The following is a 23,512-nucleotide window of genomic DNA, read 5'->3' as shown; positions in this document are numbered from 1 at the left end:
CTCACAGGCTACGGACGTCGGAGATGCCGGCCTGGTTCAGGATCGCGGCCATGTTGGTCTTGGCGATGTCATCGGCGAAGCCGGTGTCCTTGAACACGACACGTGTATCAACGGCCGGCGCCAAAGCCTTCCGCCATTCAACGATGCCTTTCGCGAGTTCCTCAACGACGTCCTTGGTCAGACCGTCAGCGAGACAGACGATCAGCGTGCCACCGCCAATGGAATGAACTGTCTTGCCGGCCATCGTCTTCGTCTCGATCGGCACACAGAGATCAAGGCCAAGCTTGAGCAAGAGCTCATAGAGCACGTCTTGCTCCTTGCGCCCCTGAACGAGGTGCTCGGCATTCTTCAGAAGACTGTCTTCGATATCCGAGGCATCGGGCTCCCACGCGCGGATGTTTGACGAGGCTAGCTTGAAGACGCGAAAGCCAACGTCGCCATTGAACATTGGGTTAGCTTCCTTGACCTTTTTGCCCGCACACCTCATCCGCTCTTTCGTGATTTCGGATATCGTCCTGAAGTTTCCGTCTTCAATTGGCTCTGGAAGCTGAACTGCGATGAAGCGCCTGGCCCCACTGTCGATTGCATTCAATTCCATAACTGCCTGTGCGACAGTCCCGGAACCTGCGAAAAAATCCAAAACAATACTGTCGTCATTAGTGCCATGTTCAAGAACACGTCTTATAAGCTGAACCGGCTTTGGGTTATTGAAAACTTTTCCGGGGATCAATTGCTCCAGATCACGTGTGCCTTCATCAGTGTTCCCCGCGTAATCATGAGTCCAGAGGTTGATAGGCGTCATTCCACGTGCCTCTGAAAGAAACATCTTTATCGATGGAACCGCCTGATCGCCGTGAGGTCCCCAATAAAGCCTGCCTTCAGACTGCAACTGCTCAAATGCCTCTTTTGACCTTCTCCACGCATTCGTCGTCGGCTTTGTAACGCTTCCCGTCTTTGGATTCACGAGCGGGTAGCAGAGATTAGGTCTTTCAGATGGTGAAGCGGGATTCAGAAAAGAGGCGCCTTTCCAGACACCCCGCGGATCACGATCGGGATTCGTATATCTTGCGTCCGCCTCCTCTGTTCGAGGCAAAAGATTGACGGAAAATATGTCGCTTCGTGCATATGTAATTATATGCTCAACAACGTCGGTGAAATCGACAGTGTTGTTGCTGCGGGTGTATCTTTTCTGCCAAGAAATATCGGCTCTGAAATTTTCTTCACCAAAAATCTCATCGCAAACAATTCTGAGGCGTGCAACTTCCGTGTCGTCAATGCTTATGAAAATGACGCCATCGCCGCTCAATAGCGAGCTGGCTAGTTTTAGACGAGGATAGATCATATTGAGCCAGTCGGTATGAAAACGACCGGATGCGTCAGTATTCGAGCTAATCTTGCGCCCGCCCTCTACCTGGCCTGTGAGTTGCAGGTAGTTTGAGATACTATCTCTAAAATCATCCGGATAGACGAAATCCTTGCCTGTGTTGTAAGGCGGGTCAATATAAATTAGCTTCACCTTTCCGGCGTAGCTCTTCTGCAAGAGTTTCAGCGCTTCGAGGTTATCGCCCTCGATCATCAAGTTCCGCGTCGTATCCCAATCAACACTTTCTTCCGGGCAAGGCCGCAACGTGCCAGTAGACGGTGTCAGCGCGATCTGCCGGGCGCGGCGCTTGCCATGCCAGTCCAGCCCGTACTTCTCCTCGCGCTCGTCCACCACGCCGCCGAGCAGTTGCTTCAGCACCTCGAAGTCGATCTTCCCTTCCGTTACGGCGTCGGGGAACAGGGACTTCAGCACCTCGACGTTGCCGGAGACGGTATCGGCGCTCTTGGTCTCGGGGCTCTCGACATCAAGTTTCTTCATTTTTTCCAACTCAATCAGGTGCAATCGAGGCACGGCAGCGGTCACGCCGCTTCCAGGTGCAGAATTTCGGTTTCGACATAGGTGCGGAAATCGGCCGAGGACGTGAAGCAGTGGAATCCCGCCTTGCTCGCCAAGGCGAGGATCTCCGGACCTTCGTTGAGCAATACGGCAATGGGGGCACTCAAGCCGGGCTGAAGTCCGTCCGGCCACGCCAGATCGAACAGCGCCTTTTGCGCACCCGTGACCGGATCGGCGTAGTCGAAGCCGAGCATCCCACGCGGCAAGCCTTGGCCGTTGACCCAATCGTTGAGGGCTTCGAGTTCGGCTTCCTCGACCTCGCTCGTAATGCCGCCCACGGCCTGCGCCTGGGCTTCCGCGACCGGCGCCGCCGTGCCGAGCCAGCGCGTATCGCCATGGAGCAAATCCTCGAAGCGACGGTTTGCCTCAGCGGCCAGCAACGCCTTGCGGGCTTCGAGAAAATCGAGGTAGCGCTCGATCTTCCACAGCGCGGGGTCGGCCGGTATCCACTGCGACGCCAGCGCGCCGGGATGCCGTGCCTCGATCTCCGGGAAATACTCTTCCGGCAGGCGATCGCTGATGTTGAGATTCGTGTCCTTGGTCAGGAAGCAGAAATTGCCAAGCGCGTTCACGTCGGCTCGGCGGTGTTTCAGCTTGTAGAGTTGCGCCTTGGGGAAGATGTGATGCACCTCCAGGCGGCTCATTTTCCCGAGCAGGCTGGCGCGCAGAGGCAAGCCCGTCCCCCAATCCCGCGCCTCACCCATGCGGGTCAGCATGTAGAGCACTGGATAGAACCGCGCGCCGAGGCTCCAGCCGGTGAAGTGACCGGCTTCGACTCGAAGCCCGCCATGCCAGAGCCGAAGCTGTTCCAACAGCGTGTCCAAGCCGCCGTTCGCCCCTTCGAGGGCGGCCAGATCCTGATCGATAAACGTTTCCGTCGACCCCGAAAAGCGCCCCCACATGCCCGCCTGGGCGAACCAGAACAGAAGCTTGTCGCGTTCCTTGGCGTCCAGCGGCCCCTTCGCCTTGTCCATGTAGCGCACCATGACGGGCACACCGAAACGGCCGAAGAACACCTGGTCATGATCGAGCCCGAGGCGCCCGGCGATGAAATTCAAGCTCGCATCGATATGCTTGCCGGCGCGCTTCAAACCGTCCTGAATGTCGAGCGCGCCCTTGTCGTGGAGATAGCTGAACTTGGCCTCGCCGGTCAGAACCGTATTGACGGAGCGCAGCAGCCAATCGAGGTTGAACTGGTAGCCGGCGGCGGTCCACTCCTTCAGCTTGGCCTTCATGGAGTCGCGGGCTTCCGGCCATTCGGCACAGATTTTGGCCAGCGCCAAGTCGCCCTTCGACAGCTTGGTGCCGCCACTGTTCACCCGGTTGAAGATATCGACGACGACATCGAGGGTCTTGTCCTGGCCGGTGACCTCCTCGACGTGCAGATCGATCTCGGTGACCCCAAGCAGAGCGCCAAGCCGGCCGACATAAGCGCCGACATTCGTCACATGAGCAGGATCGGCGGAGAGCTGAGCGATCAATGCCCCAAGCCCGGCGTTCCCCGCCTTCATCAGGGCGGTCACATCGATCCATAGCGGATCGTCCTGCATTTTGACCGGCTGGTAGAAGGCGAAGGTCTCTGTTCCGAGATGGAACCGTAAGCCGCTGAAGGCCTGGGTGTTGCCATCAAAGAATTTCGGCGGATTCCCGCGCACCACACCGTAGAGCGAGGTCATGCGTTGCTGACCGTCGAGCAGGAGCTTGACGATGCCCGCCGCGATCGGACCGTCACCGCGATGCGCAGCCGTTTTGGCCTCCGTCGCCCACACAAGCAGGCCGCCGACCGGATGCCTCCGGTAGAGCGAGTCGAACAGGCCCCGGACCTGATCGCGGTTCCAGACATAACCGCGCTGGAATTCGGGTAGCGCCATGTGCCCGCTGTCGATATGGTCCAGGATCGTGGAAATCTTCATTCAACATCCCCCAGCATCAACCGCTTGGCGCGGTCGATCGCGGCTTCGACCGCCTTGATTTTCTGGTTCAAATTAACTCGTTGATTAATCTGTTTGGCGCGACCCGCCTGCGCGCGCAACTGCGCGATCTCGCGCAAAAGCCGCGCGTGCTCCTCCAGCGCCGCGCGGCGGCGGTCGATTCGATCGGCTTCGTTGGCGAGTACGAACTGACCCGACAAGCGCGCCGCATTCAGCGCCTCGATCCGAACCAGCCAGCCATCGTACACCGTCGATAAATCGCGCGTAGGTTGCAGTGCAAGTGCCAGGCTTTCCAGGAATGACTGTTCCATCGCAGTAGGGGCGTCCGGATCAATCTCGTCCGCTATCACGAGACGCTCCACCACCACCTTGTTTCCTTCGTTCTGCGCCGCCCGCTTGGGGGCGACCGACACGGCCGCACGCGAGCCGGACAGTGTGACCAGCAGAACCGGATACGGAATGGCGCGATGAATGAGTTCAGTGAGACGGGCCGAACGGGCCTCGGGGCGAAGCATCGCGGATAGGACAGCAATCTCCGAATAGTTCCGGCCTTCGTCCACGAAGGCGGGTATGGCGACGGTATTGGGCTTGAGCGCGGCGATCCACTGCATCTCTTCGATGCCGTCTTGGATGGCGCGCTTGTCGGCCGTCGTCGGCGCACCTTGCTCAAGCAGCGTCTTTTTCGGCACGCGCATGTCAAGGCGCGCCCCCGGCGGCAAATCCAGAGCCGTTATGATCGGGTCAGTTGCCGCCACCTCCGTCATGGCGCCACGTCCGTCGTCGGAGCCAGAGCGACCAGAAACGCGACGACCTCGAAGTCATTGATGCCGGCAAACTCACCCTTCACAGCGTGGGTGCCACCCATTTGAAACAGGCTGGCGACCGCTCGCTCTTCGCGCTTGCCAACAATGGTGCCGACGGCACGGGCAAGCAGCTTGCGGTAGGGTTCCATGTCGCGACCTGCGCGCGTCGCCTTGTCGAACCGCCCATAAGCCGCCTGATCCGGCTGGTCGCGGCCGAGACTGAGCTTCTTCAGACGGTCGAGCACCTGCTTCGCCTGCGTGTAGGGAAGGAGGACTTCTCCGTCCTCTCCGACATGAACGACGTAATGGGGTGCCAGCGGATAACCCGGCTCGGCGACGGAGGAAGCCGCATCGCCGACGGCCCGCAGGCAGAAGATGACGCCCGGCGGTACCGGGTTCTCTCCCTCGTCGGGTGCATCAGTGACAGCGTAGGTGCCGAGCGGCAACGCGTCGAGTCGATCCCGATTGGCCCCCAGATAGCCCGCCAGATCGATCCGAAAATCGTTGAGCGTAAGATCGGCGATGGAAACGCCACTGGACAAGTCCTCGAGATCGATCACGGCGTCCTGCAGCTTCTGAAGCTGCGCGCGACGGTATTCCAGATCGTTCATTTCGTTGCCTGCCTGGAACTCGATGACGTTCTCCTCGCCCGTGGCCGACACGTCCAGAAGCATCATGCGTCCGCTGACGCGGGATTCGAGGTCGAGGTACTCGTCCAACTCCATATTCGGCCAGAAATTGACCAATTGGATTCTGGAGTTGCGGGAACCGATCCGGTCGATACGGCCAAATCGTTGGATGATCCGCACGGGATTCCAATGGATATCGTAGTTGACGAGGTAATCGCAGTCTTGAAGGTTCTGACCTTCCGAAATGCAGTCCGTGGCAATCAGAAGATCGATTTCACCCTCAGCGGCAAGCTCAGCGGGGCGTTCCTTGGATCTTGGTGAAAAGGAGCTGAGGATACTGGTCATGTCCCCGCGAACACCCGGCAATGTGGTCCTGTTCGCCCCAGCGCCGGTAACGACTGCACTATGCAGGCCAAGCGCCGACCGCGCCCAATCGGCCAACTCGCGGTAGAGATAGTCCGCCGTATCGGCGAACGCCGTGAACAGCAAAATCTTCCGGTTATCCGGGTTGATCGGATAGCGGACTTTCTCAACAATCAGCCGCTTGAGCGCAGCCAACTTGGCATCACGCTTGGGGATAACAAGACGTGCGGCGGCTAGAAGCGCCGCCAAGCGTTCATGGTCCTCGACGAGATCCTGTCGCCAGCGAATACGGTCAACGTCCTGGAGAAGCACCTTGACCTTTCGGCCGACGAGCAGCGGCTCGAATGCGGGATCGTCCACATCCACGTCGTCGATCGGAATTTCCTCGATCGAGCCGTCATGGGCGTCGATCTTGGCGAGCAGAGCATCAACGTCCGCGAGCTGACGTTCGATGGTCAGGGAGAACGACGCGACTGAACTCTCCATACGCTTCAGGATATTCACGCGCAGGAGGTGGATGAGACTCTCCTCTCGATCGAGCTGACGGAAGAACTGATCCCCGCCTCGAATCTTCGTGCTGTACTTCTCGTCATACGCCGCCTGCTTGTGTGGCAACACGTATCGCAGTGGCGCGTAGGCACCGAGAGTAAGGCGACGAATTTCGTTGTTGACCTCGCGAATAGGCCGAAACTCACCCGTAAGGTCAACGTCTGCCTTGATGTTCACTGGCGGCAGCCGGTCAGGAAACTGCCCCGTTTCCTCGACCCCGTAATAGCGTTGCACGTGCTTTCGCGACCTGGCGATCGTCAGCATGTCGAGCAGCTTGAAGTAGTCAAAGCCGAGCATATCCATAAGTCTAGCTGGCCGACGTTCGCCTTCTGGAAGGTCGAGCCAACGATTGAACTGGCCCTGCGCTTTACGGATCGTCGCCTCGATGCTTGGAATGCCGTTGGCTGCAAGAGCAACGTCATTTCCCTCTGTTACAAATGCGATTTGGTTCTTGAGGTCGGCAAGACGGTTGTTGACCGGCGTCGCGGACAACATCAGCACCTTGGTCTTCACCCCTGACAGGATGATCCGTTTCATGAGGTGGTCGTAGCGGCTGTCGCGGTCCTTGTGGGTCGGCTTGTTCCTGAAGTTGTGCGACTCGTCGATGACCACGAGGTCGTAGTTGCCCCAGTTGACGTGGGTGAGGTCGATGTCGCCGGATACACCGCCATCGCGCGACAGATCCGTATGGTTCAAGACATCATAATTGAACCGGTCTGAAGACAGAATATTACGGCGGTCATTTGCCTTATAGAGGGTCCAGTTATCACGGAGGCGCTTTGGGCAAAGCACGAGAACACGATCATTGCGAAGCTCATAGTACTTTATGACTGCGAGCGCTTCGAATGTCTTTCCGAGGCCAACACTGTCAGCAATAATGCAGCCGCCGATCCTCTCCAATTTATCGATCGCACCCACGACTCCATCGCGTTGGAAGCGAAACAGCTTCTTCCACACGACGGTGTTTCGAATGCCGGTCGCCGACTTGATGATCCGCTCTTCGTCTAGCTCATTACCCAGGTCCTTGAAGACCTGATAGAGGATCTGGAAATAGACGAGCGATGGCGCGCGCTGCGAGGCGATTTCTTCCAGCGCGTTTAGAAAGTGAGCCTTCGCCGATGGGTTCGCCTCGATGTCATCCCAGTTCGAGCGAAACCATTCCGAGAAATCAGCAGTCTCGGCATCAGACTCGGTTGCCTGAACCAACCCCAAGCGACCGCTCGGTGTGACACCCAGACCATCAGACGTGAATGAGCATGTGCCGACCATGGCTCGACGGAAGTCAGGCTTGCCGTTGACGAGTATCAGCGACTGAGGCGGCGACCGGCGTGCGTGTCGAATTTCAACCCGCTTCCGGGCCCAATCGGCAACGAGGCGCGCGAGCCAACGCCCTTGGAGTTGTCCCCGGAAGACGATGTCAGCTTCACCCCCGAGAAGGCCTGGAAGAACCGAACTGGCGTCTCCGAGCAACAGTCGGCACCGCTCGATCCGATCGAGGACGCCTCGAAGCTCGGCAAAAGCAAGCAGCGAAAAGGACGGGGAAACGATATCTATGAGAGCGCCCTGATCCAGCCATTCGCGCAACCTGTCGACACCACGATCCGTCCCACTGTTTCTGACAAGCCTCATGCCTCACCACCCTTTCGAGGCGGCCGAGACATAAGGGGTGGATGACGGGCTTCCGACGAGCTTTCGATGAATTGGCGAATCGCCTGGCGGATGACCCACGAGACCGAAGCGTCCCTCGATAACGCGATCTGGCACAGAGTCTGATAATCTTGTTCTTCCAGACTCACGGTCAGTCGCGTTGCCTTGCGCGGACGCTCGTTCATTTCCATCCTCACGGTTCCTCGTATCAACCTACCGGCTCGCGCATCAGACTTCAACAAAGTGATGCACTTTTCACCAGGAGGGTGCCCGAAGCCGTGCTGCATGAGCTGAACAAGATGGCCCGAAGCACCAATGGAAGTGTTCGGCACTCGTCGAGGGAATGCTGCAACCGGACGCGCTCTGCCTGTAAGGCACTTTATATAAAGCTTTTTTCCGAAGCGGATGCTCCGAAATGTCGAGAATGCGTGTAAGCCGAAAGCGAGGACTGTGATGGTTCGGCGGCCCACATTGGATTCTTAACGGGGCTCAGGCCTGCCCCGCCGCGCCTTTGCAAATCCCCGGTCCGTTGCCATGAACCGCTCCAGCATGGGGACGATCAGACGAACGGGATCGGCAGCGGCTTGGCCCGCCTCTCGGCCGAGGATTTCGGCATAGGCGGTGAGGTCGCGATGAAGGCTGGCGGGCAGTTCCAGTGTCACCTTCACCGGCTTGTCGTCGGCGATCGGGCCGAGTTTCAGCTTTGCCATGTCAGCCTCCGTAGGGCTCGAGCACGAGATCGCGGGTGACGATTACACGGACGGGGAAACCCGGTCGGATGGTGAGCGTCGGGGCGATGTTGAGCTGACGCTGCACGATCTGCTGGCCGGTCTGATTGATGCTGTCGGATGCACCGTTGCGCAACGCGCGGATGATGTCGCTGTCATTGCTCGACGATCCGGATTGGGCACCCACGCTAAGCAGCGTTGACAGCGCCGCGGCCTTGAACAGCTCACCCCAATGGTAATCGACGCCATCTTCCATCCCGGCATAGCCCTCGGCGTCCGCGCCGGGCTGGCGCTCAAGGACGATGCTACGGCCATTGGGGAAGATCAGCCGGTTCCAGACCAGCAGCACGCGGCGCTGACCGAAGCCGACGCCATTGTCGTACTGACCGATGATCCGCGTGCCCTGCGGCACGAGCAGGACGCGTCCGGTCGGGCTGTCATAGACGTTCTCCGTGACCTGAGCAGTGATCTGACCGGGTAGATCGGACCGAATGCCGGTGATGAGCGCCGCCGCGATCACCGCCCCGGCCTGAAGCACGTTGGCCGATGCAGGTGCGACGACACGATCCGGCGAGACCGTGCGCTTGTCGGGTGCTTGATTGAGGAACGCGAGCTGACGATCCTGCGCGGAAGGCGTCGCGGGCGGTGGCGCGAGCCCGAGACTGGCGAGGTCCGCCTGCGGCGCGACGGTAGCTTGCGGCTGTGCCACAGCAGTGCTGGCTGGCCGCGTCTCGGTCGAGGCAAAGAGACGCGCCGTCCGCGCGGCCTCCAGCTCTTGGATTCGGCGTTGCTCTTCCTGGCTGATCCCCGGATTGGGCGTCGCAATTCCCGGCGTCGGCACCGGCTGGCCGGCATTCTGGGCGCTGAGGATGGGGCGGCCGAGGTCGCCCGGCAGCGGCGGGCCGAGCTTCGGGATGCCGGCATAGTCCTTCGGCAAGGCGGCAAGGCCGTCGGGCGTCGTCCGGTTGTCGGTCGAATAGAGCTCCTCGTTCGTCTTGCCGCTGTGCCGGGTTTGAAGCGCGTAGATCAACGTGCCACCGATACCGGTGCCGGCAAGCAGGCCAAGGGCGATCAACACCTTTCGCGACAGGCGCGTCACGCGCGGCGGTTCAGGCCGTAGCCGCATCGGCGCGACCGGTTCTCCGGTCAGCGGCCGGGCATCGTCGTCCGCGTCCGGCTTCTGACGATCGGGTTCGATCTCGCTCACGACGCCGGCCTCCCGTCGGTGCGGGATATGCGAACGCGCTTCTGGTTCTTGTCCGCGCCGAAACGCAGCTCGGCGGCGGCGAACAGCCGGTCGACGATCATGTAGTTGTCCCGCACGCGATAGTTCACCAGTTCCGAGGTGTCGCCCTCCGGACCGACGACGAAGAGCGGCGGCATCTCGCCCTGGCCGATGCCTCGCGGGAACTCGATGAAGACCTGCTTGCCATCGTCGAAGGCGCGTAGCGGCCGCCACGGCGCGCGATCGCCGGTCACCTCGTAGCGAAAGTTGACGCGCGTGAGATCGATGCTGGTCGCCACCGGCTGGACGGCCTGCGCCTCGGCGTTCTGCCGACGCAGCGCGATGAGCTGATCCTGCGGATATTGCCACGACACCGAGGCCATATAGGTCTTCTCGGTCGAGCGCAGCTCCATGTGGTAGGTGCGCGCATTGGTGTTGATGACGAGGTTGGTCATCAACTCGGGCCGCGTCGGCTTTACGAGGATATGAACCTGCTTCGTCGCGCCTGCGCCGCTCTCGGTGTCGCCGATGATCCAGCGCACCGTATCGCCGGCGGCAACCGGACCGGCACCGACCAGAGTTTCGCCGGGCTGCAAGGCGATATCGGTGATCTGCCCAGGCGCGGTGTAGACCTGATAGAGCGCGCCATCGACGAAGGGATAGACTTGGATGGCGTTGATGAAGCCGTTCCTGACCGGCTGCATCCGCGCGGCGGCATTGGCCTCGTTCACCCGCGCGGCGGGGTCCGGCAGTTCGGGCGTCGGCTTGCCGTCTTTGCCGACGGGCTTCAACTGGCCGGGCAGCGGAAGCGGCTTCGGCAATTCCACCACCCGGACCGGCGCCGGCGGATCGGCCGTCTGAACCGCAGGCATCGCATCGTCATAGGAGATTTCAGGCGGCTTCTGCGCGGTCGCACAGCCGGTGAGCACGGATGTGCAAGCCAAGAGAAGCGGCAAGGCGGATTTACGGAAAGTCTGAAAACTGCAGGTGAGGAAGGCCGGACGTCCCGCTTGTCCGGGGGCGGCTTTGCGGAAGGTCGGCGTCATTGGGTCAGCTCCTTCGACCAGTTGATGGCGGTGACGTAGATTCCGAGCGGGTTGGCCCGAAGCTTTTCGGCGTCGCGCGGCACCTGAACGACGACGGTCAGGATGGCGGTCCAGCGCTCGGTGGAGGCGAGCGAACCGTCCTGATAGGTCCGCTGGACCCAGGCGACGCGGAAGCTGTCGGGCGACGCGCGGATGACGCTCGAGACATCGACGGCGATCTGCGTCTTGCCGACCTTGGTGAAGGGGTCGTTGGCGCGGGCGTAGTCGTTGAGCGCCAATGCTCCGGCCTGCGTGGTGAAATCGTAGGCCCTGAGCCAGTTTTGGCGGACGATGATCGCGTCGGCCGGGATCGAGCGAACCTCTTCGATGAAGCGCGCAAGATGGAAGGCGATCTGCGGATCGGTTGGCCGATAATCGGCGGTTGCTGGAGCGACGGCCTGTGCTGCGCCGATCTTGTCGACCTGCACCACCCACGGCACGACCGAGCCGCTCAGCGATTGCCAGACCAAGGCGGCGGAGAGACCCGCCGACAAGGCCAGCGATCCGAAAGCCATCAGGCGCCAGTTCTTCGCCTGCACACGAGCCGAACCGATGCGGTCGTCCCAGACTTGGGCGGCGCGCTGATAGGGCGTCTCGGGTTCGGGAGATTTGCCGTAATGCGCGGCAGGTCGTTTGAACATGGTCAGTTGCCTTCGGAGAGATTGACGGAAGCGCCGCCGCCATGGCTGTCACCGGACTTGACCGCATGGGCGGCGGCCTGGACGCCGTGTGACATCGCCTGAGAGCGCTTCATGCGCTTGGCCCAAGCGGGCGGGCCGTCAGTGGTTGCGGATGAGGATGCGGCGGCATCGGAGGCGCCGCTCTCGCCGACGGCCGATCGACCGCCCGCCTCGAAGCTCTCCCTCATCGACGCGGCGGCACGCCGAAATGGGCTGGCGATGGCAGAGCCGAGTTTGGAAGCACCAGTGCCAGCGACATTGCCGAGACCCGCTGCGGCGCCTGTCGCGCCAGTATGTCCGGCAGCGCCGAGGCCGTAGGCGGTTGATACCCCACCGGCGAACGTCGCCCCGCCGCGAGCGGCCGCAGCGGCACCTCCTGCCAATGCCGTGCCACCGGACGCGGCCGCACCGACCGCCGCGGCACCCGCCATCGCCATGCCACCGGCGGCGAGACCGGTTCCGATCGCCGCTCCGGCGCCGAGTTGCGGACCACCGGAGACGAGGCCGTTGGCGATACCGGGACCGAAGATGCCGAGGCCGAGCAGCGACAGCGCCGCCAGCACGATCGCCATGGCGTCGTCGATGGTCGGCGTCGCGCCGTTGAAGCCGGCGGTGAACTCGGAGAAGAGGGTCGAGCCGATGCCGATGATGACCGCGAGCACCATCACCTTGATGCCCGACGATATCACGTTGCCGAGCACCCGCTCGGCCATGAAGGCGGATTTGCCGAAGAGACCGAAGGGGATCAACACGAAGCCGGCCAGCGTCGTCAGCTTGAACTCGATCAGGGTGACGAAGAGCTGGACGGCGAGGATGAAGAAAGCGAGCAGGATCAGCGCCCAGGCGAACAGCAGGCAGGCGATCTGAATGAAGTTCTCGAAGAACGACACCCAACCCATCAGGTCGGAGATGGAGTCGAGCAGCGGCCGGCCCGCGTCGAGGCCGGTTTGCGCCACCTTGCCGGGACGCATGAGATCGCTGACCGAGAAGCCGGTGCCGGACGCTTTCAGGCCGAGCCCCGCGAAACTCTCGAAGACGATGCGCGCGAGGTTGTTCCAGTTGCCGATGATGTAGGCGAAGACACCGACGAACAGGGTCTTCTTGATCAGCCGCGCGATGATGTCGTTGTCGGCGCCCCACGACCAGAACAGCGCGGCCAGTGTCACGTCGATGACGATCAACGTCGTGGCGATGAAGGCCACCTCGCCCTGCAGCAGGCCGAAGCCGCTGTCGATGTAGCGGGTGAAGACCTCCAGGAAATGGTCGATGACGCCGGAGCCGCCCATGATCAATGCGCCTCCGGCAGGGTGGCGCCCAGAAACCGGTCGCGGTTCTCAGCCCATGCCTTCAGGCAGATCGCATCACGACCGGCGGCTTCGCCCATGTCGCGGCACTGCCGGAGCGTGGCGCGCAGCGATCCGGGATCGCTGACGTGAGGACGGCTGACCGTGCGGATCTCCGTCGTCCCGTCGGTACGCGTCAGTTCGATCACCGTGGCGGTGATTGCGACCGCGACGAAGGCGACGGCGCCGATGCGTGCGAGGGTCTTGCCGTCCATCGCCGCGCCCTCAGTTGTTGCCGTAGAACATCTTGGCCGAACCGGGCTGATAGCCCGTGCCCGGCGTCAGGAAGCGACGGCGCTGCTCGCGACCCTGTTCGGCGGCGGCCGCGCGCTCGGCATCGCTGAGCGCCTGTGCCCGGCCATTGGCGGCGACGACGGCGGTGAGGTCGGCGAGTTGCTGCGCCTGGAGGGCGAGAAGCTGATTGCCGGCCTGCGTCGCCTGGAGCGCGCCGGTCGCCGACTGGCTGGCACCGACAAGCGTCGACATCTGCGCACGGTTGGTGTCGATGTTGCCGACGACGCCGGCCTGCACGCGCATGGCGTCCTGCAAACCGCCGACCGTGTTCTGCCAGCGCGAGCGGGCATCGGCGACGAGTTGCTGGTCCGACGCCGACATCGAGGCGGTCGAGTATTTCTGCTGGAAGGCCCGATCGATCTGCTGAACGTCGTAGGCGATGTTCTGCGCCTGCCCGAGAAGCTGCTGCGTCCGTTGCACGGACTGCTGAAGCTGCTGGAGCGACGAATATGGCAGGCTCGCCAGATTGCGGGCTTGGTTGATCAGCATCTGCGCTTCGTTCTGAAGCGAGGTGATCTGATTGGTGATCTGCTGGAGCGCGCGGGCAGCCTGAAGGACGTTCTGCGCATAGTTCGACGGGTCGAAGACGATAATGGCGTGCGCGGGCATCGGCAGCATCGGTGCGACGGCGACGGAGGCGGAAAGCAAGGCAGCGGCGAAGCGCGCCGCGCGCAGACGGCGCGATGTCATGAGCGTGTCTCCAGATTGGTGAGGTCGGGAATGAGGTCGGCGGCCCAGCCGGCGCCGCGATGGCGCAACCAGGCATCGAGGAAGCCGTCACGGCCATGTTCGGCAACGATCTTCGCGATGGCCGCCTGATCGGTCTTCGAGGATGCGGCGCACAGCGCCAGCGCCACCTCGGAGAGCCCCAGCTCGAACAGCCGGTTGCCGCGCCGGGACTGGCAGTAGTAGTCGCGCTTCGGCATGGCGCGCGCGATGATCTCGATCTGACGATCGTTGAGGCCGAAGCGGCGATAGATGGCGGTGATCTGCGGCTCGATCGCCCGCTCGTTCGGCAGCAGCAGCCGCGTCTGGCAACTCTCGATGATCGCGGGCGCGATTGCCGAGCCGTCGATGTCCGAAAGGCTCTGCGTGGCGAAGATGACGCTGGCGTTCTTCTTCCGGAGCGTCTTCAACCATTCGCGAAGCTGGCCGGCAAAGCCCTCGTCGTCGAGCGCGAGCCAGCCCTCATCGACGATAATGAGCGTCGGCGATCCGTCGAGCCGATCCTCGATACGATGGAAGAGATAGGCGAGAACGGCCGGGGCGGCGTCCGTGCCGATCAGCCCTTCGGTCTCGAAGGCTTGGCAACTGGCCGTGCCGAGATGTTCGCTCTCGGCGTCGAGCAACCGGCCCCACGCTCCACCGATGCAGTAGGGCCGCAGCGCCTGCTTCAGGTCATTCGACGGCAAGAGGACGCAGAGGCCAGTGATGGTCCGTTCTTCGATTGGCGCGGAGGCGAGCGAGGTCAACGCCGTCCAGATATGTTCTTTGACCTCCGGCGTGATGGCGACGCCTTCGCGGGTGAGGATGGCGACGATCCAGTCCCCGGCCCAGGCGCGTTCGGCGGTCTCTTCGATGCACGCCAGCGGCTGCAGGCTGACGGAGGTTTCCGATCCGTCCGTCAATCCACCACCGAGGTCGTGCCAGTCGCCACGCATAGCGAGTGCCGCGGCGCGGATCGAACCACCGAAATCGAAGGCGAACACCTGAGCCCCGGCATAACGGCGAAACTGCAAGGCCATCAGCGCCAGCAGCACCGATTTGCCGGCGCCGGTCGGACCAACAACCAGGGTATGGCCGACATCACCGACATGAAGGGAAAACCGGAACGGGGTCGAGCCGTCGGTCTTGCCGAAGAGCAAGGGGGCGGCGCCGAAGTGCTCGTCCCGTTCCGGCCCCGCCCACACGGCACTGAGGGGGATCATGTGGGCGAGATTGAGCGTGGAAATCGGTGGCTGCCGGACGTTGGCGTAGACATGCCCCGGCAGGCTGCCGAGCCAGGCGTCGACCGCGTTGATGGTCTCCACCATCGCTGTGAAATCGCGGCCCTGGATGACCTTCTCGACCAGCCGCAGCTTCTCGTCGGCGACACGCGGATCGATATCCCGCACTGTCACCGTCGCGGTGACATAGGCGATGCCGGCGTAATCGGCACCCAGCTCCTGAAGCGCGAGATCGGCGTCCGCTGCCTTGTTCGAGGCATCCGTGTCCATCAGTACGGATTGCTCGTTGGTCATCACTTCCTTGAGGATCGCGGCGATCGACTTGCGCTTGGCGAACCATTGGCGGCGGATTTTGGTGAGCAGCTTGGTGGCTTCGGTCTTGTCGAGCAGGATCGCGCGGGTGGACCAGCGATAGGAAAAGGCGAGCCGATTCAACTCGTCGAGTAGGCCCGGCGTGGTCGTAGTCGGGAAGCCGGTGATGGTCAGGACGCGCAGGTGCTGCGCTCCCAGCCGCGGCTCCAGCCCGCCGGTGAGCGGCTGATCGGCCAAGAGCGCGTCGAGATACATCGGCGTCTCGGGAACGCGGACGCGATGACGGTGCGTGGACACGCAGCCGTGCAGATAAGTCAGTGTCTCACCGTCATCGAGCCAGCGGCATTCCGGCATGAAGGCTTCAATGAGATGCAGCAGCCGGTCGGTGCGATCGGCGAAGCTGGCCATCACCTCGTGCGCGTCGATGCCGGTCTTCTCGCGGCCTTCATAGAGCCACGTCTCGGCGCGGGCGGCGTCCTCGGCCGGCGGTAGATAGACGAAGGTCAGGAAGTAGCTCGACTCGAAATGGCTACCCGCTTCCTCGAAGTCGGCTTTCCGTTCGGCATCAACCAGCGCCGAGGCGGCATCGGGAAAGCGGCTCGCGGGATAGGTGCCGGCCGCATGACGTTGCGCTTCGACGAAGATCGCCCATCCGCTCCCGAGACGACGGAAGGCGTTGTTGAGGCGACCCGCGACGGCGACCAGTTCGGCGGGCACGGCCGAATCCAGGTCGGGACCACGGAAGCCCGCGGTGCGTTGGAAACAGCCATCCTTGTTGAGCACGATACCGGGGCCGACCAAGGCCGCCCAAGGCAGAAAATCGGCGAGCCGGCGGTTACGGCTGCGATATTCGACGAGGTTCATCATGGCCGCGCTCCCCTTCAGACCGAAAGGTGCGCGGGGATGCGCAGATGGCGGCGGCCGACTTCGACGAAGAGCGGGTCGCGCTTCGCCGCCCACACCGCCGCAAGGTGGCCGATGGCCCAAATGGCGATGCCGACCAGCCAGAGGCGCAGGCCGAGACCGACCGCGCCGGCGAGCGTGCCGTTCATGATGGCGATGGCGCGCGGGGCGCCGCCGAGCAGGATCGGCTCGGTCAGCGCCCGGTGAACCGGCACGGTGAAACCCGGCACTTCGCCGCTCTGGTCGCCGACGCCCGCCATCAGACCAGCGCCCCGCCGCCGAACGAGAAGAAGCTGAGGAAGAACGAGCTGGCGGCAAACGCGATCGACAGGCCAAACACGATCTGGATCAGGCGGCGGAAGCCACCCGAGGTGTCGCCGAACGCGAGCGTCAGGCCGGTGGTGATAATGATGATGACGGCGATGATCTTGGCGACCGGGCCTTCGATCGACTGGAGGATCTGTTGCAGCGGCTGTTCCCACGGCATCGACGAGCCGGAGGCATAGGCGGGCACCGTCAGCGCCACGCTGAGCGCGACGATGGATACGGTCATGGCGAGGCGTTGGCGCGCGAGGCATGCGACTTGGATCACGGAGTTGCTCCTTCCGGGTTGGTGCTGATCGCGTTCAATGCGCCGTCGACGGCGGGCACGACGCGGTAGTCGCCGTACGGACCAAGGCCATCGACACGGGCGAGTTCGGTGAGCCGGCGGGCGGAGCCACGGCCGGAGAGCACGGCGACGAGGTCGATCGTCTCGGCGATCAGCGCGCGCGGGGCGGTAACGACGGCTTCCTGGATGAGCTGTTCCATCCGCCGCAGCGCGCCGATGGCGCTGCCGGCGTGGATCGTGCCGATGCCGCCGGGATGGCCGGTGCCCCAGGCTTTCAGAAGGTCGAGCGCCTCTGCGCCGCGTACTTCGCCGATCGGGATGCGGTCTGGACGCAGGCGCAGCGAGGAACGAACGAGATCGGAGAGCGAGGCGACGCCGTCCTTCGTTCGCATCGCGACGAGGTTGGGCGCGGCGCATTGCAGTTCGCGCATATCCTCGATGATGACGACGCGATCGGATGTCTTCGCGACCTCCGCCAGCAGCGCATTGGTCAGCGTCGTCTTGCCGGTCGATGTGCCGCCGGCGACGAGGATGTTGGCGCGGGACGTGACGCCAGCTCGCAACGCCTTGGCCTGGGCAGCCGACATGATCCCGGCCCGGACGTAATCGTCGAGCGTGAACACGGCGACGGCGGGCTTGCGGATGGCGAAGGCGGGCGCGACGACCACGGGCGGCAACAAGCCCTCAAACCGCTCCCCCGTCTCGGGCAATTCGGCCGAAACGCGCGGCGCGCCGGCATGGATCTCGGCCCCGACATGGTGTGCGACCAGACGGACGATGCGTTCGCCATCGGCGGGCGACAGACGCTCGCCGGTATCGGACAGCCCCTCGGAGAGCCGGTCGATCCAGATGCGCCCGTCCGGGTTCAGCATCACCTCGACGACGGAGGCATCTTCCAGAAGCCGGGCAATGGCGGGGCCAAGCGCCGTACGCAGCATCCGCGCACCGCGAGCCAGGCCTTCCGTATTGTGATGCGAAACCGCCATCTGATCCCCGATCTCGCCGGGGAGAAGTCAGACGATCCCCAGACGGGGTCGATTAAAAGAGCCTAAAATTGGACCTGTTCAACAACTATCGAAAACCGTGCGGGGATCGGCGAGAAAAGGCGGCAATCGGCGGGATTGGCTGCCGGATGGATACGCCGCGTTACTTCTGAGGAACGTTACGAAGCCGCCGCAACGCGCAGATCGATTTTGCTGATATCCGGTTCGATCCAATCCAGACGTGCTTCGCGCGAAAATAGCAGATCACGGCTCCAGAAGCGCAGCAGGATATTCTGCTCGGCCGCCGGCGAGTTCAACACGGCATGACAAGCGGCGACGACATCGTTGCGCCCGGATTCGGCAAGCACCTCTTCGACGATGGTCAGGAAGGCCATCGTCATCGTGTGATGATAGCCGCGCGTGTCGTCGTTCACACCGCCCGCCGCGACATTGTAGGCGCGAATCAGATCGGGAAGCTCTGCCCGCCAGTTGCGTTCGGGATAACGCACCAGAAGGTAGGCGGCCATAATGAGATGTTCGCGGTGATGATAGCGCTCGGGCGGGAAGGTTCGCGCGAGAAACCCTTCGCCGACTTCGACGATCTCGGCGTGGTCGGGGTGAGCATTGACGGTCATGGTGGTTGTTTCCTTCGCGAGAGATTTTTCGGCTGAATCGTGGAGGCGTCGCGTTCGCGCACAGCGCTTGCACTTTTGGTACCAATGTACCAAAATAACTTCAATGCCCATTGACAGGCAACACGCATGGCGGACGGCTACGCCGCCCAATTGGAGGTCAAAGTCTATGAAGCCTCAGGCGAGCGAGAAGACGGTCGAGCGTGTCCAGACCGGCGTTCGGATCGAAAAGCGGATTCTCAAGGTCGCGAAGGGCCTTGCCGAATATCTGGACATGAGCCTTGGTGATCTGCTGGAAGGCGTGTTGCTAAACGCGTTTGAAGGCAAGGACGCCTTCAGCTCGGCGACACTCGAACGGATCGGGATGTTGAAGGATCTCTACGGCTTGAAGCTCATTGCGGCCGATGCGCATCAGCTTCGCGACGACGATGACCGTGTGCCGCCAGCGTAGATCGGAATAGTCGCGCACATCCGGGTAGCCTAGTCCGGCCCCTTGTTCCTGTTGGGGTCGATGTCGCGCGACAACTCTCTCAGGAATCGATCGCCGGTCGCGAGTTTCCGGCCTAGCGATTGTAGGAAGCCCTCGAACCGCTCCGTGCCCTTGGCGCGCGCCGATGGATGCGCGCTGTCGGGCAGCGGCGGGGTGATCGTCATCCAGAAGCGGATGAACAGCGAGAGCGTCTCGCCGAGGATGGCGAGGTCTTCGTCGAGGCCATCGATCTGGCGGCCGATCCGGTCCATCCGGCGCGCGAACACCGCCTCCAGCCGCTCCGACGCATCGGCCGAGAGGAAGGACGCGACGGCGGCTTCGATCACGGCCGATTTGGAGATGTTGCGGCGGAGCGCCAGCGCCTCGACCTTCTTCAGCAGCTCCGGCTCGAAATAGACGTTCATGCGGGTCTTGGTCTGCATGGCCGTCGCCCTCACAAATCGATGCCGTCCGCCGGGTCCATCGTCGCCTGCCGGGCGTTCGATGTGACCTGAAGGCGGAGGCGGCTGGCCTTGGCGGCGTCCACATCGGGATCGTCGTCGAGCAGATCGAACTCGCCGACCACCGGGCGTTCGGGTGGCGTGATCTCTTCGTACTCGGGCAGTTCCGGTTCGCGGCGGATGCCTGCATTGGCCGAATCGGCGATCGTGCTGCCGACATTTCCGTGCGCGGTCCCTGTCGAGACGGAAGGAATCGCCAACGACGACCAGTCGTCGGCCGGCGGTGTTGTCGGCTTCTTCGTAGTGTTCGACTTCGGCGGCGGCAGGATGCGTTCGCGAAACCGCGCATCCTCGTAATAGCGGGCTTTCTTCGCCCGAACCGGCGGCACGCCCGCGACTAGTAGCAATTCGTCGGCGGGCGGGAGCTGCATCACCTCGCCGGGGGTGAGCAGCGGCCGGGCCGTCTCCTGCCGCGACACCATGAGATGCCCGAGCCAGGGCGACAGCCGATGCCCGGCATAGTTGGTGGAATCGCGCATTTCGGTCGCGGTGCCGAGTGCGTCCGATACCCGCTTGGCGGTGCGTTCGTCATTGGTGGCGAAGGCGACGCGCACATGGCAATTGTCGAGCACGCTGTTGTTCGCGCCGTATGCCTTCTCGATCTGGTTGAGCGATTGCGCGATCAGGAAGGACTTGATGCCGTAGCCCGCCATGAAGGCCAGCGCGCTCTCGAAGAAGTCGAGCCGGCCGAGCGCCGGAAACTCGTCCAGCATCAGCAGCAACCTTTGGCGGTTGGCGGAAATCTTTAGGTCTTCTGTCAACCGCCGCCCGACCTGATTGAGCAGCAGGCGGATCAGCGGTTTGGTGCGGTTGATGTCGGAGGGCGGGACGACGAGATAAAGGCTGACGGGCTTTTCGCCAGCGACGAGATCGGCGATGCGCCAGTCGCAGCGGGCCGTCACCTTCGCGACGATAGGATCGCGGTAGAGGCCGAGGAAGGACATGGCGGTGGACAGCACGCCCGATCGTTCGTTGTCGCTCTTGTTCAGCAGCTCGCGCGCCGACGACGCAATGACCGGATGGACGCCCGCTTCGCCTAGGTGTGGCGTGTTCATCATGGCGCGCAACGTCGCCTCGACGGGGCGCTTCGGATCGGAAAGGAAATTGGCGACGCCAGCGAGCGTCTTGTCCTTCTCCGCATAGAGAACATGCAGGATCGCGCCGACCAGCAATGAATGGCTGGTTTTTTCCCAATGGTTGCGCTTGTCGAGCGCGCCTTCGGGATCGACGAGGATGTCGGCGATGTTCTGCACGTCGCGAACTTCCTTGTCGCCGCACCGCACCTCCAGCAGCGGGTTATAAGCTGATGAGGTGGGATCGGTCGGATCGAACAGCAGCACGCGGCCGTGTATTGCCCGGAAGCCGGCGGTCAGCCCCCAATTCTCGCCCTTGATGTCGTGGATGATCGTGCTGCCCGGCCAGGTCAGCAATGTCGGCACGACAAGGCCCACACCCTTGCCGCTCCTTGTCGGCGCGAAGCACAGCACATGCTCGGGGCCGTCATGGCGGAGATAGTCGCTGTCCAGCTTGCCGAGCAGCACGCCATCGGGACCAAGCAATCCGGCGGCGCGAATTTCCTTCGGTTCCGCCCAGCGCGCCGATCCATAGGTGGCGACGTTCTTCGCCTCCCGCGCCCGGATCACCGACAGCGTGATGGCGACGACGATCGAGACCAACGCGCCCGACACCGCGATGCAGGCGCCTTCGACGAAGATCTGCGGCGCATAGGCGTCATAGCAATACCACCACCAGAGGAAGAGCGGCGGATAGTAGAAGGGCCAGCCGGCCACCTCGAACCAGGGTGGCCCAAGCTGCGCCTGAAAGCCGAGCCGCCACGCTGTCCATTCCGTCGCGCCCAAGATCGCGGTGAACACGATCGTCAGAACGAGGGCGACTTGTCCCCACAGGACACGGCTTCCTGACATAAGGGCTCCAATCAGCAAAAGAGACGGAGCCGATCAGAGAATAGCCGCTTCGGTCAAAAGCAACAGAAAATCCGTAACGTGCAGGTTTCGGATACCATGGCGAAGAAATAGGATGGTCAGCGCGGAGCCGAGCGCGCCTCTGCCGTCGCCTGTTCCAGAATCTTGCGGTAGCCGGTCTTCATCATCCATTGCGCGCGGGCCATATGACTTTGCCAGCAAAGGCGCGTGCGGTCACTTTCTGCCACCGGATCGCGATGCAGCACGATCCGGGCAACCTCGCGCCAGTCGGCACTATCTGCCTCGGCGTCGAGCAGGCGCAGATAGGTCACGAAATGCGCCTCGTCGTAGATCGTGATCTCCGGTGTGGTCGGCGCCAGATCATCGACATCGGGGTCAAGCTCGGGTCGCACCCGCATCGGACAGCCCTCCCTCGGACCTAGCGTCCAGAACAATCCCGAAATGGGATAATCCTGAATCAGGATTACCGGATCGGCTCCCCCTTATCAACGGAGAGCCGCCCCGAATGCAGAAATCCTTGCGCACGCCCCGACAAATCCTGCTGCAATCTCTCCTCGTCGAAGCGCGCAAGGCCAAGGGTCTGACACAAGCCGAGTTGGCCGATGCCTTGGGCAAACCGCAATCGTTCGTCGCAAAGTATGAGAACGGCGAGCGGCGGATTGATGTTGTCGAGTTCGTGGACATTACTGCGGTCCTCGGTATTGCCGCCAACGATCTCCTCGCGAAGATCGAACCGGCCGTCGCGAAAACGCCCCCGACAGCGCAATGAATACCACAGCAAATGGAGAATCGGATTGATCGTTCCTGGAATGATCATTCCGACGCTGGTTCCTCTCGTGTCATGGACCTCAAGGAGGTCATGTCGGTCAATCTGCGTCGGATTCGTCATGATCGGAACATGACGCAAGAAGAGCTGGCCGATCTCGCCCGCCTGAGCGCCCACTATATCGGCGCGATAGAACGCGCGGATGTATCCGCGAGCGTCACAGTGCTGGGACAGATTGCCCAAGCGCTGAAGGTCGAGCCGGGCGAATTGGTGAAGGCGTCAGACCGCGCCCGCTGACCGGCTCATCTGCGCGGCGAGGTCAAGCAGATTGAGCAGGGCCGGATTGCGGTTGTGCGGCGACCATACGGCGCTAAATCGCGCCCGTTCGGTCTCATCGGCGATCAGCCGGAACACGACGCCGGGAAACGGAACATGCGTCGTCGCCTCGCTGGTCAGCGTGATACCGTCACCCACCGCGACCATACCCATCAGTGTGTCACGCGCGACATCGCAACGGTGGATACGTGGCGAACGGTCCCGTTCGCTGATCCGGCGCACGACATGCTCGAACACTTGGGGGCCAGTGCCATCATGCCGGACGAGAAAGGTTTCGTCAGCGAGGTCAAGCCAGGTGATCGTCTCGCGTTCGCCCAACGGATGACCCGTCGGCACTGCAACCACCATCGGCTCGCACCATAACTGACGGGAATGGCAATCCGGTGCATTCACGGCTGCGACGACGAAGGCGACGTCGAGTCTGCCGTCGCGAACCATCGCAATCGTCTCCGCAGACCGGCCCTCCAGCACAGATTGCTCGATCATGGGATAGGTCGCTCGATACTGGCGACGAAGATCGGCGAGAAATCCGGCGGTGATGGGGCTATGCACGCCGATTGCAATGCGTCCCTCGGTTCCATCCAACATCGCGCCCGCCGTTCGCACCGCGTGATCGAGTTGCGCGATGCCGGCGGAGACGCCGGCAACAAAATGGCGCCCGGCCTCGGTCAAGCGCACTCCGCGATGGCGACGCTCGAACAGCAGGACGCCGAGGGCATCTTCGAGCCCCTTAATCCGGGCGCTGACACTGGATTGCGTCACGCCAAGAACAGCGGCAGCATGGTGGAAATTGAGCGTGTGGGAGACGACAAGGGCCTGCCGCAAGGCGGTCAACGGAATGCCATCAAGTCGGTCTCCGCTCGGCGTCCGACTGT

General features: G+C 62.5%; 24 protein-coding genes. 3 read left to right on the top strand and 21 right to left on the bottom strand.

The window, feature by feature from the left end:
* Position 1: 1 nt before the first annotated feature.
* The 17 genes from V5F61_RS17975 to V5F61_RS17895 all read right to left on the bottom strand — a co-directional run bounded on the left by V5F61_RS17975 (position 2) and on the right by V5F61_RS17895 (position 18,605).
* A complete protein-coding gene (locus V5F61_RS17975) occupies positions 2 to 1,906 on the bottom strand; it encodes a site-specific DNA-methyltransferase (protein WP_393990083.1) in 1,905 nt (634 codons plus the stop codon).
* Positions 1,903 to 3,852 (bottom strand): GmrSD restriction endonuclease domain-containing protein, encoded by a 1,950-nt coding sequence (locus V5F61_RS17970; RefSeq protein WP_393990082.1) that lies wholly within the window; start codon positions 3,850 to 3,852, stop codon positions 1,903 to 1,905. Before V5F61_RS17970 ends, V5F61_RS17975 begins: the two co-directional genes overlap by 4 nt.
* Positions 3,849 to 4,634, bottom strand: coding sequence for a DUF4391 domain-containing protein (locus V5F61_RS17965; RefSeq protein WP_393990081.1), 786 nt, complete (start codon positions 4,632 to 4,634; stop codon positions 3,849 to 3,851). Before V5F61_RS17965 ends, V5F61_RS17970 begins: the two co-directional genes overlap by 4 nt.
* Positions 4,631 to 7,843, bottom strand: a complete 3,213-nt coding sequence (locus V5F61_RS17960; RefSeq protein ID WP_393990080.1) for a helicase-related protein — start codon at positions 7,841 to 7,843, stop codon at positions 4,631 to 4,633. Before V5F61_RS17960 ends, V5F61_RS17965 begins: the two co-directional genes overlap by 4 nt.
* Complete coding sequence (locus tag V5F61_RS17955; RefSeq protein ID WP_393990098.1) at positions 7,840 to 8,046, bottom strand: ribbon-helix-helix domain-containing protein; 207 nt, start codon at positions 8,044 to 8,046, stop codon at positions 7,840 to 7,842. The genes V5F61_RS17960 and V5F61_RS17955 overlap by 4 nt, the downstream gene beginning before the upstream one ends.
* A gap of 294 nt (positions 8,047 to 8,340) precedes the next feature.
* The gene (locus tag V5F61_RS17950; protein WP_393990079.1) at positions 8,341 to 8,571 is read right to left on the bottom strand and encodes a DUF2274 domain-containing protein; all 231 of its coding nucleotides are present in this window, start codon (positions 8,569 to 8,571) and stop codon (positions 8,341 to 8,343) included.
* Between the two features lies 1 nt (position 8,572).
* Complete coding sequence (locus V5F61_RS17945) at positions 8,573 to 9,796, bottom strand: TraB/TrbI/VirB10 family type IV secretion system protein (protein ID WP_393990078.1); 1,224 nt, start codon at positions 9,794 to 9,796, stop codon at positions 8,573 to 8,575.
* Positions 9,793 to 10,860 carry a P-type conjugative transfer protein TrbG gene (gene trbG, locus V5F61_RS17940; RefSeq protein WP_393990077.1) on the bottom strand — a complete coding sequence of 356 codons (1,068 nt, stop codon included), beginning with the start codon at positions 10,858 to 10,860 and terminating at the stop codon, positions 9,793 to 9,795. The genes V5F61_RS17945 and trbG overlap by 4 nt, the downstream gene beginning before the upstream one ends.
* Positions 10,857 to 11,540, bottom strand: a complete 684-nt coding sequence (gene trbF, locus V5F61_RS17935) for a conjugal transfer protein TrbF (RefSeq protein ID WP_393990076.1) — start codon at positions 11,538 to 11,540, stop codon at positions 10,857 to 10,859. The genes trbG and trbF overlap by 4 nt, the downstream gene beginning before the upstream one ends.
* Positions 11,541 to 11,542: 2 nt before the next feature.
* On the bottom strand, positions 11,543 to 12,865 hold the full coding sequence (trbL, locus tag V5F61_RS17930; protein WP_393990075.1) for a P-type conjugative transfer protein TrbL: 1,323 nt from the start codon (positions 12,863 to 12,865) through the stop codon (positions 11,543 to 11,545).
* Between the two features lie 2 nt (positions 12,866 to 12,867).
* Complete coding sequence (gene trbK-alt, locus V5F61_RS17925) at positions 12,868 to 13,137, bottom strand: putative entry exclusion protein TrbK-alt (protein WP_393990074.1); 270 nt, start codon at positions 13,135 to 13,137, stop codon at positions 12,868 to 12,870.
* A 10-nt stretch (positions 13,138 to 13,147) separates the two neighbouring features.
* Positions 13,148 to 13,906 carry a P-type conjugative transfer protein TrbJ gene (trbJ, locus tag V5F61_RS17920; RefSeq protein WP_393990073.1) on the bottom strand — a complete coding sequence of 253 codons (759 nt, stop codon included), beginning with the start codon at positions 13,904 to 13,906 and terminating at the stop codon, positions 13,148 to 13,150.
* The gene (gene trbE, locus V5F61_RS17915; protein ID WP_393990072.1) at positions 13,903 to 16,341 is read right to left on the bottom strand and encodes a conjugal transfer protein TrbE; all 2,439 of its coding nucleotides are present in this window, start codon (positions 16,339 to 16,341) and stop codon (positions 13,903 to 13,905) included. Before trbE ends, trbJ begins: the two co-directional genes overlap by 4 nt.
* 14 nt (positions 16,342 to 16,355) lie before the next feature.
* On the bottom strand, positions 16,356 to 16,637 hold the full coding sequence (locus tag V5F61_RS17910; RefSeq protein WP_088871116.1) for a VirB3 family type IV secretion system protein: 282 nt from the start codon (positions 16,635 to 16,637) through the stop codon (positions 16,356 to 16,358).
* Positions 16,637 to 16,930: a TrbC/VirB2 family type IV secretion system protein gene (locus V5F61_RS17905; protein ID WP_393990097.1), complete on the bottom strand. Its 294-nt coding sequence runs from the start codon at positions 16,928 to 16,930 to the stop codon at positions 16,637 to 16,639. Before V5F61_RS17905 ends, V5F61_RS17910 begins: the two co-directional genes overlap by 1 nt.
* 35 nt (positions 16,931 to 16,965) lie before the next feature.
* Entirely contained in the window at positions 16,966 to 17,973 is a 1,008-nt protein-coding gene (trbB, locus tag V5F61_RS17900; protein ID WP_393990071.1) for a P-type conjugative transfer ATPase TrbB, read from the bottom strand.
* Positions 17,974 to 18,149: 176 nt separating this feature from the next.
* Complete coding sequence (locus V5F61_RS17895; protein WP_393990070.1) at positions 18,150 to 18,605, bottom strand: hypothetical protein; 456 nt, start codon at positions 18,603 to 18,605, stop codon at positions 18,150 to 18,152.
* 166 nt (positions 18,606 to 18,771) lie between these two features.
* On the opposite strand from V5F61_RS17895, the gene V5F61_RS17890 reads away from it, so the two are divergent.
* Complete coding sequence (locus tag V5F61_RS17890; protein ID WP_393990069.1) at positions 18,772 to 19,053, top strand: hypothetical protein; 282 nt, start codon at positions 18,772 to 18,774, stop codon at positions 19,051 to 19,053.
* A 29-nt stretch (positions 19,054 to 19,082) separates the two neighbouring features.
* On the opposite strand, the gene V5F61_RS17885 is transcribed toward V5F61_RS17890, so the two are convergent.
* The 3 genes from V5F61_RS17885 to V5F61_RS17875 all read right to left on the bottom strand — a co-directional run bounded on the left by V5F61_RS17885 (position 19,083) and on the right by V5F61_RS17875 (position 21,933).
* Complete coding sequence (locus tag V5F61_RS17885) at positions 19,083 to 19,514, bottom strand: ribbon-helix-helix domain-containing protein (RefSeq protein WP_393990068.1); 432 nt, start codon at positions 19,512 to 19,514, stop codon at positions 19,083 to 19,085.
* Positions 19,515 to 19,525: 11 nt separating this feature from the next.
* On the bottom strand, positions 19,526 to 21,517 hold the full coding sequence (locus V5F61_RS17880; protein ID WP_393990067.1) for a conjugal transfer protein TraG: 1,992 nt from the start codon (positions 21,515 to 21,517) through the stop codon (positions 19,526 to 19,528).
* Between the two features lie 116 nt (positions 21,518 to 21,633).
* A complete protein-coding gene (locus V5F61_RS17875; protein ID WP_393990066.1) occupies positions 21,634 to 21,933 on the bottom strand; it encodes a DNA -binding domain-containing protein in 300 nt (99 codons plus the stop codon).
* Between the two features lie 107 nt (positions 21,934 to 22,040).
* Here V5F61_RS17875 and V5F61_RS17870 point away from each other — a divergent pair, with 107 nt between their 5' ends.
* Complete coding sequence (locus V5F61_RS17870) at positions 22,041 to 22,304, top strand: helix-turn-helix domain-containing protein (RefSeq protein ID WP_234050574.1); 264 nt, start codon at positions 22,041 to 22,043, stop codon at positions 22,302 to 22,304.
* A gap of 72 nt (positions 22,305 to 22,376) precedes the next feature.
* The gene (locus V5F61_RS17865; protein WP_393990065.1) at positions 22,377 to 22,598 is read left to right on the top strand and encodes a helix-turn-helix domain-containing protein; all 222 of its coding nucleotides are present in this window, start codon (positions 22,377 to 22,379) and stop codon (positions 22,596 to 22,598) included.
* Here the strand turns inward: V5F61_RS17865 and V5F61_RS17860 are convergent.
* On the bottom strand, positions 22,581 to 23,471 hold the full coding sequence (locus V5F61_RS17860) for a LysR family transcriptional regulator (protein ID WP_234050576.1): 891 nt from the start codon (positions 23,469 to 23,471) through the stop codon (positions 22,581 to 22,583). The genes V5F61_RS17865 and V5F61_RS17860 overlap by 18 nt on opposite strands.
* Positions 23,472 to 23,512 lie beyond the last annotated feature (41 nt).

This window comes from Xanthobacter sediminis (genome assembly GCF_043195015.1).
Taxonomy (GTDB): Bacteria; Pseudomonadota; Alphaproteobacteria; order Rhizobiales; family Xanthobacteraceae; genus Xanthobacter.
This window is presented reverse-complemented; position numbering and strand designations above follow the sequence as displayed.

Excerpts from the sequence above, each read along its gene's own strand:
- V5F61_RS17865 (WP_393990065.1), top strand. The coding sequence starts at position 22,377 with ATGGACCTCAAGGAGGTCATGTCGGTCAATCTGCGTCGGATTCGTCAT.
- trbB (WP_393990071.1), bottom strand. The coding sequence starts at position 17,973 with ATGGCGGTTTCGCATCACAATACGGAAGGCCTGGCTCGCGGTGCGCGG.
- V5F61_RS17970 (WP_393990082.1), bottom strand. The coding sequence starts at position 3,852 with ATGAAGATTTCCACGATCCTGGACCATATCGACAGCGGGCACATGGCG.
- V5F61_RS17895 (WP_393990070.1), bottom strand. The coding sequence starts at position 18,605 with ATGACCGTCAATGCTCACCCCGACCACGCCGAGATCGTCGAAGTCGGC.
- V5F61_RS17890 (WP_393990069.1), top strand. The coding sequence starts at position 18,772 with ATGAAGCCTCAGGCGAGCGAGAAGACGGTCGAGCGTGTCCAGACCGGC.
- V5F61_RS17875 (WP_393990066.1), bottom strand. The coding sequence starts at position 21,933 with ATGCGGGTGCGACCCGAGCTTGACCCCGATGTCGATGATCTGGCGCCG.
- V5F61_RS17965 (WP_393990081.1), bottom strand. The coding sequence starts at position 4,634 with ATGACGGAGGTGGCGGCAACTGACCCGATCATAACGGCTCTGGATTTG.
- trbF (WP_393990076.1), bottom strand. The coding sequence starts at position 11,540 with ATGTTCAAACGACCTGCCGCGCATTACGGCAAATCTCCCGAACCCGAG.
- trbK-alt (WP_393990074.1), bottom strand. The coding sequence starts at position 13,137 with ATGGACGGCAAGACCCTCGCACGCATCGGCGCCGTCGCCTTCGTCGCG.
- trbE (WP_393990072.1), bottom strand. The coding sequence starts at position 16,341 with ATGATGAACCTCGTCGAATATCGCAGCCGTAACCGCCGGCTCGCCGAT.
- V5F61_RS17955 (WP_393990098.1), bottom strand. The coding sequence starts at position 8,046 with ATGAACGAGCGTCCGCGCAAGGCAACGCGACTGACCGTGAGTCTGGAA.
- V5F61_RS17910 (WP_088871116.1), bottom strand. The coding sequence starts at position 16,637 with ATGGCGGGCGTCGGCGACCAGAGCGGCGAAGTGCCGGGTTTCACCGTG.
- V5F61_RS17880 (WP_393990067.1), bottom strand. The coding sequence starts at position 21,517 with ATGTCAGGAAGCCGTGTCCTGTGGGGACAAGTCGCCCTCGTTCTGACG.
- V5F61_RS17905 (WP_393990097.1), bottom strand. The coding sequence starts at position 16,930 with ATGACCGTATCCATCGTCGCGCTCAGCGTGGCGCTGACGGTGCCCGCC.
- trbL (WP_393990075.1), bottom strand. The coding sequence starts at position 12,865 with ATGGGCGGCTCCGGCGTCATCGACCATTTCCTGGAGGTCTTCACCCGC.
- V5F61_RS17950 (WP_393990079.1), bottom strand. The coding sequence starts at position 8,571 with ATGGCAAAGCTGAAACTCGGCCCGATCGCCGACGACAAGCCGGTGAAG.
- V5F61_RS17960 (WP_393990080.1), bottom strand. The coding sequence starts at position 7,843 with ATGAGGCTTGTCAGAAACAGTGGGACGGATCGTGGTGTCGACAGGTTG.
- V5F61_RS17885 (WP_393990068.1), bottom strand. The coding sequence starts at position 19,514 with ATGCAGACCAAGACCCGCATGAACGTCTATTTCGAGCCGGAGCTGCTG.
- trbG (WP_393990077.1), bottom strand. The coding sequence starts at position 10,860 with ATGACGCCGACCTTCCGCAAAGCCGCCCCCGGACAAGCGGGACGTCCG.
- V5F61_RS17870 (WP_234050574.1), top strand. The coding sequence starts at position 22,041 with ATGCAGAAATCCTTGCGCACGCCCCGACAAATCCTGCTGCAATCTCTC.
- trbJ (WP_393990073.1), bottom strand. The coding sequence starts at position 13,906 with ATGACATCGCGCCGTCTGCGCGCGGCGCGCTTCGCCGCTGCCTTGCTT.